The following is a 13,619-nucleotide window of genomic DNA, read 5'->3' as shown; positions in this document are numbered from 1 at the left end:
AAATGAGAGGATTCCATGTATCAGGATTTAATCCGTAGTGAACTGAAAGAAGCGGCAGAAACACTGAATAATTTCTTGAGTGATGACGCGAACATTCAGTCGATTCAAAATGCTGCGGTACTGCTGGCTAACGCGTTTAAAGCGGGCGGTAAAGTGATCTCCTGCGGTAACGGTGGTTCACACTGTGATGCCATGCACTTTGCCGAAGAGCTGACGGGCCGCTACCGCGAGAATCGACCGGGCTATCCGGCCATTGCGATTTCCGATCCGAGCCACCTGTCCTGCGTCAGCAACGATTTTGGCTATGACTTTGTTTTCTCTCGCTATGTTGAATCGCTGGGGCGTGAAGGCGATGTGCTGCTGGGGATTTCCACTTCGGGTAACTCCGGCAACATTATTAAAGCCATTGCAGCGGCAAAAGCGAAAGGCATGAAGGTCATTACGCTGACCGGAAAAGACGGCGGTAAAATGGCAGGTTCGGCCGACGTGGAAATTCGTGTTCCGCATTTCGGTTATGCTGACCGTATTCAGGAAATCCATATCAAAGCGATTCACATCCTGATTCAGCTGATTGAAAAAGAGATGGCGGATCAGTAAGCCGCTTAATAATAGACTCTAAATAGTTCGAGTTTCAGGAAGGCGGCAAGGGAAGGAATCCCGATGAGCTTACTCAGGTAAGTGATTCGGGTGAGTGAGCGTAGCCAACGCACATGCAACTTGAAATATGACGAGAAGGGAAGGGTAGGAAGTCAGATGTGTGAATTGCTGGGGATGAGCGCGAATGTGCCGACGGATATCTGCTTTAGCTTTACCGGGCTGATACAGCGCGGTGGGAAAACCGGACCGCATCGGGATGGCTGGGGAATTACCTTTTATGAAGGGAACGGCTGTCGTACGTTCAAAGATCCGCTGCCAAGCTATAACTCGCCGATTGCGCGATTGGTGCAGGATTACCCTATCAAATCGTGTGCGGTGGTTTCACACATCCGGCAAGCCAATCGCGGCGCGGTGTCGCTGGAAAATACCCATCCCTTTACGCGTGAGCTATGGGGGCGGAACTGGACGTACGCCCACAACGGGCAACTGAAAGGCTACAACACCCTGAAAACGGGCATGTTTCGCCCTGTTGGCCAGACGGACAGCGAATTTGCTTTCTGCTGGCTGCTGTCCCAACTGGCTGAACGCTATCCGCGTACGCCGGGCAACTGGCCAGCGGTATTCCGCTATATCGCTAAGCAGGCCGATGTATTGCGGGAGAAAGGCGTGTTTAACATGCTGCTGTCGGACGGGCGCTTTGTGATGGGGTACTGCTCAACCAAACTTTACTGGATCACTCGTCGCGCGCCGTTTGGTAAAGCGACGCTGTTGGATCAGGATGTGGAGATTGATTTCCAGCAGCAGACGACACCCAATGATGTCGTCACCGTGCTGGCAACGCAGCCGCTAACGGGCAACGAAACCTGGCATCAGATTATGCCAGGTGAATTCGTTCTATTTTGTTTCGGCGAGCGCATACTTTAAGGTCGGCTGACTGGTCATCAATGGTGGGTTAACGACGTATTGTCCGTTAAACACCGTGACGGCCGGTGGCTGATTATGCTGATTAAAATAGGTGTACCCCGGCTGAAGCTGTTTCCAGAAGCTGGCGTAGGTGGAATTACGGTGGCGCTGCATGTTCTGTTCCGTCATACGGAACGGGTAGATGGCGATATCAATTTTCGCCTGCCCGTTGCGTAGCGCCGCTTCGGCATAACGATAAATCTCATCCATATAGGTGTTGGTCATGGCATAGCAGCCAACCGACACACACTCACCGTGGATCATCAAATAACGACCGGAATATCCCTGTGATTTATCATAGTCGTTGGGGAAACCGATATTGATCGCGCGGTAATATTGGCTGTCTGGCTTAAGCTGACGCAGGTCAACCTGATAGAAACCTTCTGGGCTTTTTAAATCACCCTCAACGCGTTTTGGCCCTAATCCGCCCGAATATTTACAGATGGGGTAGTGTTCCAATAAACGGTATTCGTTACCGACTTTCGCATAAAGTTCGAATATCCGCTCTTCTTTAAAGATCTGAATATAGATCGGAGAGCCTAATAATTGCTGTTTTAATTCTTTTGCTATCGGCGCTAGCGGCGGTACGGTCTCACTGGCGGCGCTGGTAACAACAAGAGAAGGCAAAAAAAACAACATCGCAAACGACAGCGCGATTTTTTGCATTATGGTTCCTGATAATAAAATTGCCTGCTATATACGGCATCAGCATCGCGTTCTCCATTCGTTTGGCGAGAAAGCGTTGGAACAACCGTTATCGGTATCTATTTCGTCGGCGAATAGGTAACGACGAAAACGAAATCACATTATCATTGGTTTCGTATTAATCAAGTGTTGAAAAGCGCTAAAAAATAACATTTACAAAAAACGACCCGAAAGGATGCGGGCCGTCCAATTTGAGATCGTTTTGAGGTCGTTAATTGCGGAGAAAGCGTATCAGGCGCGGCTGGCTTCTATCATCATAATGTCGGTGACAAAGGAACCGTCTGCCTGTACGTCAAAATGCTGTACCACCTCATCCGGCAACGTTTTTTGCAGTTCACGAATCGCAACAGCGAAATGCTCTGGCGTGCGCATACGTGCGATCCAACTGCTGAACTCCAGCGTCAGCCTGTCGCTGGTGACGTTACGCACGATAAACCCAGCGTCGGTAAACAGGCTCAGCCATTCGCCCGGCGCGTAATTGCGCACGTGTGAGGTATCGCGCAGCTTTTCTACCGTTTGCAAATAGCTGTCCAGCAGCGGATGACCGGGCGAAACGACATCCATCATGATAACGCGCCCACCCGGTTTCAGAACGCGCCGCATTTCCCGTAATGCCTGTCCGACATCATGCCAGTGATGCGCAGAGTAACGGCTAATGATGATATCTGCGCTGCTATCGTCAAACGGCAAAGACTCGGCTACGCCTTGCTGAACGCGGATATTATGCAGTCCTTTTTCTACGGCAGCCTGACTCACCACGTCCAGCATTTGGGAGGACAGGTCGTAGGCGACAACCTCTGCGACGGCCTGTGCGGCAGTGAAGCTGGCATGGCCGGCACCGCAGCCGACGTCGATCACGCGCGCCTGCGGGAAGGGCGCTAATAAAGCAGCCAGCCGGGTTAAATCTTTGCCCTGCGCATGCACCGCACTGGTCAGGTAGTTCTGCGCCTGTGAGCCGAACTGATGTTCGACGCGATGATTATGGTTCTGCTTTTCTTCCATCATTGCTCTCGCTTTATCTGAATTGCTTTCGTTTCATCATGGGGTAAACGGCGGCGCGCCAGCCACTAAAGAAGACGTCGGTCTGAGAACACTATAATGAGGGAAAAATACGGGTACAATATGAGCATTTATACGGGTATAAAATACTCCCTGTTTGATTAACACCTCTTTCACTCATGCTGTTGTCATCACGAGCTCATCTTGACGAGCGGGATGAAAAGGATACCTGACTATGTCTGCACATTCGTTTATGTCTGCCAATTCTCTGAGCGGTCCAAAAGCGCTGGGGGCTTTCTTACGGGCGCTGCGTGAGCGGACTACGCCGGAAATGGTCGGCTTGCCAGCGTCTGGGCGGCGGCGCACCAGTGGGTTACGTCGCGAAGAGCTGGCGCAAATCGCCCGAATCAGCACCACCTGGTATACCTGGCTTGAGCAGGGGCGTGATGTGTCCGCTTCGGCATCGGCGCTGCTCCGCGTGTCGCAGGCGTTAAAACTGGAACCCGCAGAGCATGACTATCTTTTTAGTCTTGCTGGCGTGAAGGATCCTCAGAAGCAGAATAGGGCAATGTCACCGGATGCGCAGGTTGCCGCTAGCCTGCATCACATTACTTGTCCTGCGTATCTTCTGGATGGTAGCTGGAATATGCTGGCGTGGAATGCGCCGTCGGAACAGCTGTTTGCCGGATGGCTGGGACACGATCCCGAACCGAACCTGCTGCGTTTCATGTTTCTGAATCCGCTGGCTCAATCTCTGGTGATCAATTGGTCGGAACGAGCGAAGCGGGTAGTGGCGGAGTTCCGTGCAGAATCAAGCCATTACGCGCCTACTGAATCCGTTCGGCACATCGTGATGTCGCTGTGTGAAGAAAGCCGCGAGTTTGCTCTCTGGTGGTCGCAGCAGGCGGTAACTGCGCGTGAAGGCGGCGAGCGACGTTTCCACCATCCTTTGCTTGGCGATGTGGCCTATCATCAACAGACTTTCCATCCAGCCGTGCAGAGCGAATTTAAGCTGGTTATGCTGATCGCGCAGTAAACGCCGCAGGCATCGCGCAGCTTGTCTATACTGACTTTGATCTGTATATTTATACAGTATCATCGGAGGGCCAGTATGCGCAAAATCATTCATGTTGATATGGACTGCTTCTACGCAGCAATTGAGATGCGTGATAACCCGCGCCTGCGCGATATTCCTTTGGCGATTGGTGGAAGCGCCGATCGCCGTGGCGTCATTAGCACCGCGAACTATCCTGCCCGACGCTACGGTGTCCGTAGCGCGATGGCAACGGCAACCGCCTTGCGCCTGTGTCCACACCTCACGTTGTTGCCGGGTCGCATGGAGGTGTATAAGTCCACCTCGCGCCAAATCCGTGAGATCTTCTCCCGCTACACGTCGCTGATCGAACCCCTTTCTCTGGATGAAGCCTATCTGGATGTCACCGATAGCCCACACTGCAACGGTTCGGCGACGCGTATCGCCGAAGAAATCCGTCGAACCATCGCCGATGAACTGAATCTGACCGCCTCGGCGGGGATTGCACCCATCAAGTTTCTGGCGAAGATCGCGTCTGAATTAAATAAGCCGAATGGACAATATGTGATTACACCGGAGCAGGTGGATGATTTCCTGCTGACGCTACCGCTGGAGAAGATACCCGGCGTTGGGAAGGTGACGGCGAAGCGGCTGGAAGAACGTGGCCTGCATACCTGTGCCGATGTTCGGGTGTATGCGCTGGCGGACCTGCTTAAAGAATTCGGTAAGTTTGGCCGAGTGCTGTGGGAGCGATGTCAGGGGATCGATGAGCGACGGATTTCACCCGATCGGCTGAGGAAGTCGGTCGGCGTGGAGAAGACGCTGGCGCAGGATATTCACGACTGGGAACAGTGTGAAAATCTGATCGAACAGCTCTATGAGGAGCTGGAAGTCCGCCTGAAACGGGTGAAGCCCGATCTGCATATTGCGCGTCAGGGCGTCAAACTCAAGTTTGATGATTTTCAGCAAACGACGCAGGAACATGTGTGGCCAGTATTGAATAAACAGGATCTGTTGAAGATTGCGCAGCAAACCTGGCAGGAGCGGCGTAAATCCAGAGGCGTCCGGCTGGTTGGGCTACATGTGACGCTGCTCGACCCGCAAATTGAGCGACAGCTGGTATTTGATTGGGGATAAGGCTGTTTAGTTGAGGATAAAAAAGGGCGACGTCTATGCGCCGCCCTGAATTTTACGACTACGCGATTACGCGCGTGGCGGAATCGCTTTCAGCAGCGCTGTCAGCAATTTCCAGTACAGATCGACGCTGCCGATATGCACTTGCTCATCCGGCGAGTGTGGCCCGGTGATGGTCGGCCCGATGGAAACCATATCCATGTCTGGGTACGGTTTTTTGAACAGACCACATTCCAGACCGGCGTGAATCACCATGATGTTCGGCGTCTTGTTGAACAGCTTCTGATACGTTTCACGCACCAGCGCCATGACCGGCGAATGGGCATCCGGCTGCCAGCCAGGGTAGCCGCCTTTCGGTGACGTTTTCGCGCCAGCCAACTGGCCCAGCGCCGTCAGCGTACCGACGACGGCGTCTTTACCGCTGTCGATCAGGGAACGAATCAGGCAGATAATTTCCGCGTGGTCGTCTTCCATCGTGACAACGCCGAGGTTCAGTGACGTTTCTACCACGCCTTTGACTTCGTCGCTCATGCGGATCACGCCGTTCGGCGTGGCGTTGAGCAGTGCCAGCAGGCGATCGCGGCTGTCCTGCGTCAGTGGGTGCTCGTTGCTGTCGCTGGCTTCCACCAGTACGGTCACGTTTTTCTCAACGGCGGACAGTTCATTTTTCAGCACGGCCAGATAGTCTTGGCTCAGCGCTTTCAACTGCTCGACGTTAGCGGCAGGCAGTGACAGCGTGGCGAAGGCTTCACGCGGAATCGCGTTACGCAGCGTCCCGCCGTTCAGATCGAGAATGCGGATATCCAGCGCTTGCGTCTGCTCGAACAGGAAACGTGCCAGCAGTTTGTTGGCGTTGCCCAGCCCCAAATGGATGTCACCGCCGGAGTGGCCGCCTTTCAGCCCTTTGATCGTCAGCTTCAGCGTGTGATAACCAGCAGGTGGCAGCTCGCGCACCAGCGGCAGGTGGGTGATGAAGTCAATACCGCCGGCGCAACCCATGTAGATCTCGCCTTCTTCTTCCGAATCGGTATTGATCAGGATTTCGCCCTGAAGCCAGTTAGGTTGCAGGCCAAACGCGCCATCCATACCGGCTTCTTCCGTCATCGTCAGCAGCACTTCCAGCGGACCGTGCTCGACGCTTGGGTCGGCCAACACCGCCAGAGCAGAAGCCATACCGATACCGTTATCCGCGCCCAGCGTGGTGCCGCGTGCTTTCAGCCACTCACCGTCAACGTAAGGTTGGATAGGATCGGTGGTGAAATCGTGTACGGTGTCGTTGTTTTTCTGCGGCACCATGTCCAGATGCGCCTGCAACACGACAGGTTTGCGATTTTCCATGCCTGCGGTTGCCGCTTTGCGCAGCAGAATATTGCCGACCTGATCGCGCTCGGTATAGATGCCTTTCTCTTTAGCCCATTCCAGAATGTGCGCGGCCAGCGCTTCTTCATGATAAGAAGGGTGGGGGATGGAACAGATCTTGGCGAAAATATCCCACAGAGGCTGGGGGGAAAGTTGAGATAATTCAGACACTATTTGAGTCTCCTTTTTAGCCACCTATCTTCGCACTCTGGCGTGCAGGCGCTACAGGTTAAAAATCAATCGCGGTTAGCCACGGAACATGGCGCGTCAACGCAGAATATCATTTTCCATCAAAGCAGGGGAATTGCCGTCGGCTCTGCCTTATTTTTCCTGCTGCAATATGAACCAACGGGCTCGACAGGGTGCAGGCTGACAGGAAAAACTCAGTTCCTCCGTTGAGAAAAACTGGTTTTTATGTTGTTGGCTATCTATAATCTCGCGCAACCTTTTTCCCCCCTCAGACTCAACTTAAGCCGTTTTTTATTCGGCTGGGATATATTTTATGAGCGAAAAGTACGTCGTAACCTGGGATATGTTGCAAATTCATGCCCGCAAACTGGCACAGCGTTTACTGCCTGCCGATCAATGGAAAGGCATCATTGCCGTCAGTCGCGGTGGTCTGGTTCCTGGCGCGCTGCTGGCGCGTGAACTGGGCATTCGTCACGTTGATACCGTTTGCATCTCCAGTTATGACCATGACAACCAACGCGAAATGAAAGTAATCAAGCGTGCCGAGGGAGATGGCGAAGGATTCATCGTGGTTGACGATCTGGTTGATACCGGCGGTACGGCGAAGGCGATTCGTGATATGTACCCGAAAGCGCACTTTGTGACGATTTTCGCGAAACCTGCTGGTCAACCGCTGGTTGACGATTACGTGATTGATATCCCGCAGGATACTTGGATTGAACAGCCGTGGGATATGGGCGTGGTGTTTGTTCCGCCGTTGTCTGGCCGTTAATTGCCTAAGCGATTTCCCCCAATGCCCGGTTTAGCCGGGCATTGTTGTTTCTGACGGCTGCTGTTTCTGAACGGTCAGCATTTCTGTCACAGGATTTGATCCGATCGTGTGTTTCTGCCGTTGATATTTGTCTTCTCTGGCCTGAGTTCGTTACACTTTAGCGGGTGACGAAGAAGTCGTCTGATGTCCGCTAACAGCGGTTTACATTAACGGAGGCTGCTGTGGCGCAAGCTAACCTGTCTGAAACGCTATTCAAACCATCCTTTAAACACCCAGAAACCTCGACGTTGGTCAGACGTACGCGGAATAGTGAGGATGTGCAGGGGCTGCATTCTACGCTGGAAGGGGAGAAGACCCGCAGTTGGTATCGAATGATTAACCGGCTGATGTGGATTTGGCGTGGTGTCGATCCGTGGGAGATCGAAGACGTGCTGTCGCGTATTGCTGCCAGTAAGGCCGACAGAAGCAACGAGCAACTGCTCGATACGGTGATCGGCTACCGAGGCGGTAACTGGATTTATGAATGGGCGAAGCAGGGCGCAGACTGGCAGCAGCGGGCCGCGGAAAGTGAAGATGACGCGCAAACCGGGCAACTCTGGTTGAATGCGGCCAACCTCTACAGTATTGCTGCCTATCCGCATATTAAAGGCGATGAGCTGGCGGAACAGGCGCAAACGCTGGCAAACCGCGCCTATGAAGAGGCCGCCAAGTACCTGCCTTACGAACTCAAAGAACTGACCTTCCCGATTACAGGTGGCGGCACGCTGACCGGTTTTCTGCATATGCCATCGCAGGCGAAAGCGCCTTTCCCAACTGTCCTCATGTGCGGCAGCCTGGAAATGTTGCAGAGCGATTATCACCGCCTGTTTCAGGACTATTTTGCGCCAGCAGGCATGGCAATGCTGACGATTGATGTCCCCTCCGTTGGCTTTTCTTCCCGCTGGAAGCTGACTCAGGATTCCAGTTTCCTACATCAGCAGGTCTTGCGCGCGCTGCCGGATGTCCCGTGGGTCGATCACACCCGCGTTGCCGCGTTTGGCTTCCGCTTTGGCGCCAATATTGCCGTTCGGCTGGCGTATCTGGAATCGCAGCGCTTGCGCGGCGTGGCCTGCCTCGGCCCGGTAGTGCACCATTTGTTAAGCGATCCGAATCGCCAACAGCAGGTGCCGGATATGTTTATGGATGTGTTGGCGAGCCGGCTGGGTATGCCGTTCTCGACGGATGCCTCGCTGAAAACCGAGCTGGGGCGCTATTCGTTGAAAACTCAAGGGCTGTTAGGGCGCCGCTGTCCGACGCCGATGCTGGCAGGCTACTGGGATAACGATCCGCTCTGCCCGAAAGAAGAGGCCAGCCTGATTGTGAATTCATCCGCACAAGGGAAGGTGCTGGCGGTTAATCTCTCGCCGGTATACCAGAATTTCCATCGCGCACTACAGCAAATCAGCGGATGGTTGCAGGATAAAGTGTGTTGAATATGATGTATAAACATTGGAGTATCGTGCAGTAACCTGATCCCAGGCGGTTGATAAATTGCCATTCTCTGCTAAAAAGAAGGTTCAACCAGAGGAGATCGTAGATGATATTACCGAGTGGACACCCCAAAAGCCGACTCATGAAAAATTTTACGTCGTTGGGGCCTTATATCCGTGAAGCGCAGTGCGAGGATACCGCGTTCTTCTTTGATTGCCTGGCGGTTTGCGTCAACATCAAGCCCGCGCCAGAACAACGGGAGTTTTGGGGCTGGTGGCTGAATTTGGAAGATACTGGCAAAGGCTTTACCTATGAATATCACTACGGTCTGTTTGATAAAAAGGGCAACTGGCGTGAGGAAAAAATCAAGGATAAAGCCGTGATGGATCAGGTGGAAAATGCCAAACAGGCTTTCCATGTTCGATTGGAGAAGCAAATTAACGCGCTGGAACCCGCCTGTACCCTCGTCGCCCGACCGTGATATTTTCCTGACGATCCCCGATTTATTCGTAGGTTTTCGCGTTGTGCCTGTTGGCATAACGCGTCTGTCCTGCTACAACGTTTTCCTTATTCTTATTTTTTGACATTCAACGGCAGAAAAATTATGAGCGGCAGCCAGACTTTGGTTGTGAAACTGGGCACCAGCGTGCTAACCGGCGGTTCGCGCCGTCTTAACCGCGCCCACATTGTTGAACTGGTGCGCCAGTGTGCGCAGCAACATGCGGCAGGGCATCGGATTGTTATTGTTACCTCTGGGGCGATTGCCGCCGGGCGTGAACATTTGGGTTATCCTGAACTCCCAGCTACGATTGCGACCAAACAACTGCTGGCCGCCGTGGGTCAAAGTCGCCTGATTCAACTGTGGGAACAGCTGTTTTCCATCTACGGTATCCACGTCGGACAAATGCTGCTGACGCGTGCGGATATGGAAGATCGTGAGCGTTTCCTCAACGCGCGTGACACCATGCGAGCGCTGCTGGATAACAATATCGTCCCGGTCATTAATGAAAACGACGCCGTTGCGACCGCTGAGATCAAGGTCGGTGACAACGACAACCTGTCTGCGCTGGCGGCGATTCTGGCCGATGCGGATAAGCTGCTGCTGCTGACCGATCAGGCTGGGCTGTTTACCGCCGACCCGCGCAATAATCCTGATGCGGAACTGATCCGTGAAGTCACCGGCATCAACGATGCGCTGCGCAGCATTGCGGGTGACAGCGTGTCTGGTCTCGGAACGGGTGGCATGTCGACCAAATTGCAGGCTGCCGATGTGGCCTGCCGCGCCGGTATCGACGTGGTGATTGCCGCAGGCAGCAAACCGGGTGTGATTGGTGATGTGATTGCGGATATTTCTGTCGGAACGCGTTTTCATGCACTGGACGTGCCGCTGGAAAGCCGTAAACACTGGATTTTTGGCGCACCGCCGGCGGGGGAAATCACCGTTGATGACGGCGCGCTCTCGGCGATCCTTGAGCGCGGCAGTTCGCTGCTGCCTAAAGGTATCCGCACCGTAGAAGGCAATTTCTCTCGTGGTGAAGTGATCCGCGTGCGTAGTCTGGCGGGGCGCGATGTGGCGCATGCTGTGACGCGTTATAACAGCGATGCGCTGCGTATGATTGCCGGACACCACTCTCAACAGATTGCCGATATTCTTGGCTACGAATATGGTCCGGTGGCTATCCACCGCGACGATATGATTATCAATTAAGGAGTTCGCGATGCTTGAACAAATGGGTAAAGCGGCAAAAGCGGCCTCTTATCAGCTAGCGGTCTTGAGCACGGCTCAGAAAGATCGTGCGTTGCTGACGATTGCGGATTTGCTGGAAGCCGAGAGCGAGACGATTCTGGCAGCTAACGCGCTGGATTTAGCCGATGCACGCCAAAATGGCATGAGTGCGGCGTTACAGGATCGTCTGCTCTTAACGCAGGAAAGACTGAGCGCGATTGCCAGCGATGTGCGTCAAGTATGCCGTCTGACCGATCCGGTAGGGCAGGTGATTGACGGCAGCATGCTGGATAACGGGCTTAAGTTGGAGCGTCGCCGTGTGCCGCTGGGTGTGGTCGGCGTGATTTATGAAGCGCGCCCGAATGTCACCATTGATGTGGCTTCTCTGTGCCTTAAAACCGGTAACGCGGTGATTCTGCGCGGTGGCAAAGAGACGTATCGCACTAATGCAGCAACGGTAAAAGTGATTCAGCAGGCACTGTCACAGTGCAGCCTGCCTGCCGCTGCGGTGCAGGCAATTGAAAGCCCAGAGCGTGAGCTGGTCAATCAACTGCTGAAGCTCGATCGCTACGTGGATATGCTGATTCCGCGCGGTGGTGCAGGTCTGCATAAGCTGTGTCGCGAACAATCGACAATTCCGGTCATCACTGGTGGTATCGGCGTTTGCCACATTTATGCTGACGACAGCATCGATTTCGACAAAGCGCTGACAGTCATTGAAAGTGCTAAGGTACAGCGCCCTAGCGCCTGCAATAGTCTGGAAACGCTGTTGGTCAATCAACGTATCGCTGACCGTTTCCTGCCGGAACTGAGCAAAAAAATGGCGGCGTCTGGTGTTACGCTCCACGCCAGCCCGTCAGCGATGCCTTACCTGACCGGTGGCCCTGCGAGCGTCGTTGCCGTGGAAGAGGCCAACTACAATGATGAATGGCTCTCTAACGACCTGAACGTCACGCTGGTGGACGATCTGGATGCGGCGGTTGCCCACATCCGCGAACATGGTACACAGCACTCTGATGCGATTCTGACGCGCTCCTTGGGCAATGCAGAACGCTTCGTGCGTGAAGTGGATTCCTCTGCGGTGTATGTCAACGCGAGTACGCGCTTCACCGACGGCGGCCAGTTCGGTCTGGGGGCGGAAGTGGCGGTCAGTACCCAGAAACTGCATGCGCGTGGCCCAATGGGGCTGGAAGCGCTGACCACCTATAAGTGGATTGGTTATGGCGACGATTTGATTCGCGCCTAATCGACAAATGGCTGCGCATATCAAAGTGATATGTGCAGCATTATTTGCACTCCGTTTTTTGCTTCATTATTTTTTATAAATAAGAAAGATCATTCCAATTGTGATTTTTTCTATGTTGCATTTATTTAAATTAAAACTTAATACAAAAATACAACCGCAATAAAATAACCGCATAATAGAAATATCCCCCGATAGTAACAGGCTATGCTTTGTGCGGCGTTTCACAAATACATAACCTGTCTTGCTATCGGAGGATAAAGGGTAATTGTTATTTATCCTCTATTACAATAACGCATTATTTCATATTAACGCTGATGCTTCTCTGCGGCGTTGTGGATTGAGTCGGCGGTTTCGCGAGCATTTTTCTCCGCGCGGCTGTTAAAATTATCCGCTTTAGATTTAACGTCGGCCCAGCCTTTTTCAGCGTCTTTTCTGGCTTCGGATTCTCTGGATTTCACATCAGCTTTGATTTTATCTGCCTTTTCTCTGGCTTCTGGCTCCCTTGATTTGAGATCTGCTTTGAAGTCATTCTCTTTTTCCCGTGCCTGAACGTCATGCTCATGCGCCTTGGCTCGCGCCTCTGACGCTTTTTCTCTCGCTTCAGCGCGATCGTGACTGAAGGCCGATTCCGCTGAAGCTCGGGCAGAACCCAGATCATTTGCTGCCGCCATGCCAATGTAACTGGTTCCCAGAATTAAGCCTAAAAAAAGTGGTTTTATATTCATGGTCTATTTCCTCTTACAGTGCTTAATGACTACGCTAACAATAATCTTGTCGTCGATAACGTATTATTGAAAGCTTCGTGTTAAAACCACCTCCTTGTCGTCTTGGTCATTTAAGTAGAGCAAAATAAAAAGAATAGAGAATCATCCTAAACCGTACACTTGAATTTTGTTATGTATTGCATTTATATCAGAGAGGTAAAAAGATGTTTTTATTGTAAATATCACTTTCTATAAAACAGAATATTTACTTTAAAGGAAGACGGCGTTTTCCTCTTATGAGGAACACTCTTTCTGGTACTTCATGCGAAGAAGATGGTGGGTTAGGATACGTGGTGTACAGCGCGTCCGTTAAGCCGAAAAATTATAGCGTATGGTGTTATTAGTACGGAAAATTATCAGAACTGCCGTATCAACATAAGGGTGATGATAAAATCGGCAGACGATCGCCAAACGCTTGACTTGATGTACCATTATCACTAATTTGTCACCCCGTAGTCCACGTCTGGCTCTCGCCACGACGATCCCAAAGCCGATATAGCTCAGTTGGTAGAGCAGCGCATTCGTAATGCGAAGGTCGTAGGTTCGACTCCTATTATCGGCACCATCCTACCTATTTTAACGTCTCCCCAAGTCTACTCAAACACCCTTAAAATCCTTATAATACGCGGTTTCACGGCCTTCATAGTCAATACTCGTCTACT

The 13,619-nt window shown here is 52.5% G+C and carries 13 protein-coding genes and 1 tRNA gene; 10 read left to right on the top strand and 4 right to left on the bottom strand.

The window, feature by feature from the left end; genetic code table 11:
- The first annotated feature begins 15 nt into the window (after positions 1 to 15).
- Positions 16 to 597 (top strand): D-sedoheptulose 7-phosphate isomerase, encoded by a 582-nt coding sequence (lpcA, locus tag EO763_RS17365; protein ID WP_005975726.1) that lies wholly within the window; start codon positions 16 to 18, stop codon positions 595 to 597.
- Positions 598 to 753: 156 nt separating this feature from the next.
- Positions 754 to 1,521, top strand: a complete 768-nt coding sequence (locus EO763_RS17360) for a class II glutamine amidotransferase (RefSeq protein ID WP_039361094.1) — start codon at positions 754 to 756, stop codon at positions 1,519 to 1,521.
- Here the strand turns inward: EO763_RS17360 and dpaA are convergent.
- Positions 1,492 to 2,226 (bottom strand): peptidoglycan meso-diaminopimelic acid protein amidase, encoded by a 735-nt coding sequence (dpaA, locus tag EO763_RS17355; RefSeq protein WP_161529703.1) that lies wholly within the window; start codon positions 2,224 to 2,226, stop codon positions 1,492 to 1,494. The genes EO763_RS17360 and dpaA overlap by 30 nt on opposite strands.
- A 270-nt stretch (positions 2,227 to 2,496) precedes the next feature.
- The gene (locus EO763_RS17350) at positions 2,497 to 3,267 is read right to left on the bottom strand and encodes a class I SAM-dependent methyltransferase (RefSeq protein WP_244322101.1); all 771 of its coding nucleotides are present in this window, start codon (positions 3,265 to 3,267) and stop codon (positions 2,497 to 2,499) included.
- Between the two features lie 232 nt (positions 3,268 to 3,499).
- Here EO763_RS17350 and EO763_RS17345 point away from each other — a divergent pair, with 232 nt between their 5' ends.
- Together EO763_RS17345 and dinB are read left to right on the top strand one after the other, a co-directional pair.
- A complete protein-coding gene (locus EO763_RS17345; RefSeq protein ID WP_161529701.1) occupies positions 3,500 to 4,300 on the top strand; it encodes a helix-turn-helix transcriptional regulator in 801 nt (266 codons plus the stop codon).
- Between the two features lie 75 nt (positions 4,301 to 4,375).
- Positions 4,376 to 5,434 carry a DNA polymerase IV gene (gene dinB / locus EO763_RS17340; RefSeq protein WP_039475433.1) on the top strand — a complete coding sequence of 353 codons (1,059 nt, stop codon included), beginning with the start codon at positions 4,376 to 4,378 and terminating at the stop codon, positions 5,432 to 5,434.
- Positions 5,435 to 5,500: 66 nt separating this feature from the next.
- Here the strand turns inward: dinB and pepD are convergent, their stop codons facing one another.
- Positions 5,501 to 6,961 carry a beta-Ala-His dipeptidase gene (gene pepD / locus EO763_RS17335; protein WP_161529700.1) on the bottom strand — a complete coding sequence of 487 codons (1,461 nt, stop codon included), beginning with the start codon at positions 6,959 to 6,961 and terminating at the stop codon, positions 5,501 to 5,503.
- A 331-nt stretch (positions 6,962 to 7,292) separates the two neighbouring features.
- Here pepD and gpt point away from each other — a divergent pair, with 331 nt between their 5' ends.
- The 5 genes from gpt (at position 7,293) to proA (ending at position 12,193) form a co-directional block, all read left to right on the top strand.
- Positions 7,293 to 7,751, top strand: a complete 459-nt coding sequence (gene gpt / locus EO763_RS17330; RefSeq protein WP_005975741.1) for a xanthine phosphoribosyltransferase — start codon at positions 7,293 to 7,295, stop codon at positions 7,749 to 7,751.
- Positions 7,752 to 7,972: 221 nt separating this feature from the next.
- On the top strand, positions 7,973 to 9,223 hold the full coding sequence (frsA, locus tag EO763_RS17325) for an esterase FrsA (RefSeq protein WP_161529699.1): 1,251 nt from the start codon (positions 7,973 to 7,975) through the stop codon (positions 9,221 to 9,223).
- Between the two features lie 104 nt (positions 9,224 to 9,327).
- The gene (gene crl / locus EO763_RS17320) at positions 9,328 to 9,702 is read left to right on the top strand and encodes a sigma factor-binding protein Crl (protein WP_161529698.1); all 375 of its coding nucleotides are present in this window, start codon (positions 9,328 to 9,330) and stop codon (positions 9,700 to 9,702) included.
- Positions 9,703 to 9,825: 123 nt separating this feature from the next.
- Complete coding sequence (gene proB / locus EO763_RS17315) at positions 9,826 to 10,929, top strand: glutamate 5-kinase (RefSeq protein ID WP_161529697.1); 1,104 nt, start codon at positions 9,826 to 9,828, stop codon at positions 10,927 to 10,929.
- 10 nt (positions 10,930 to 10,939) lie between these two features.
- Complete coding sequence (gene proA, locus EO763_RS17310) at positions 10,940 to 12,193, top strand: glutamate-5-semialdehyde dehydrogenase (protein WP_161529696.1); 1,254 nt, start codon at positions 10,940 to 10,942, stop codon at positions 12,191 to 12,193.
- A 305-nt stretch (positions 12,194 to 12,498) separates the two neighbouring features.
- On the opposite strand, the gene EO763_RS17305 is transcribed toward proA, so the two are convergent.
- On the bottom strand, positions 12,499 to 12,918 hold the full coding sequence (locus EO763_RS17305) for a hypothetical protein (protein ID WP_161529695.1): 420 nt from the start codon (positions 12,916 to 12,918) through the stop codon (positions 12,499 to 12,501).
- A 528-nt stretch (positions 12,919 to 13,446) separates the two neighbouring features.
- Between EO763_RS17305 and EO763_RS17300 the strand changes: the two genes are divergently transcribed.
- A tRNA-Thr gene (locus EO763_RS17300) sits at positions 13,447 to 13,522 on the top strand.
- The last annotated feature ends 97 nt before the right edge of the window (positions 13,523 to 13,619 follow it).

Source organism: Pectobacterium odoriferum, from assembly GCF_009931295.1.
GTDB classification, from domain to species: domain Bacteria; phylum Pseudomonadota; class Gammaproteobacteria; order Enterobacterales; family Enterobacteriaceae; genus Pectobacterium; species Pectobacterium odoriferum.
Note: the sequence above shows the minus strand (reverse complement) of the source record. Positions and strands in the feature narration are given on the sequence as shown.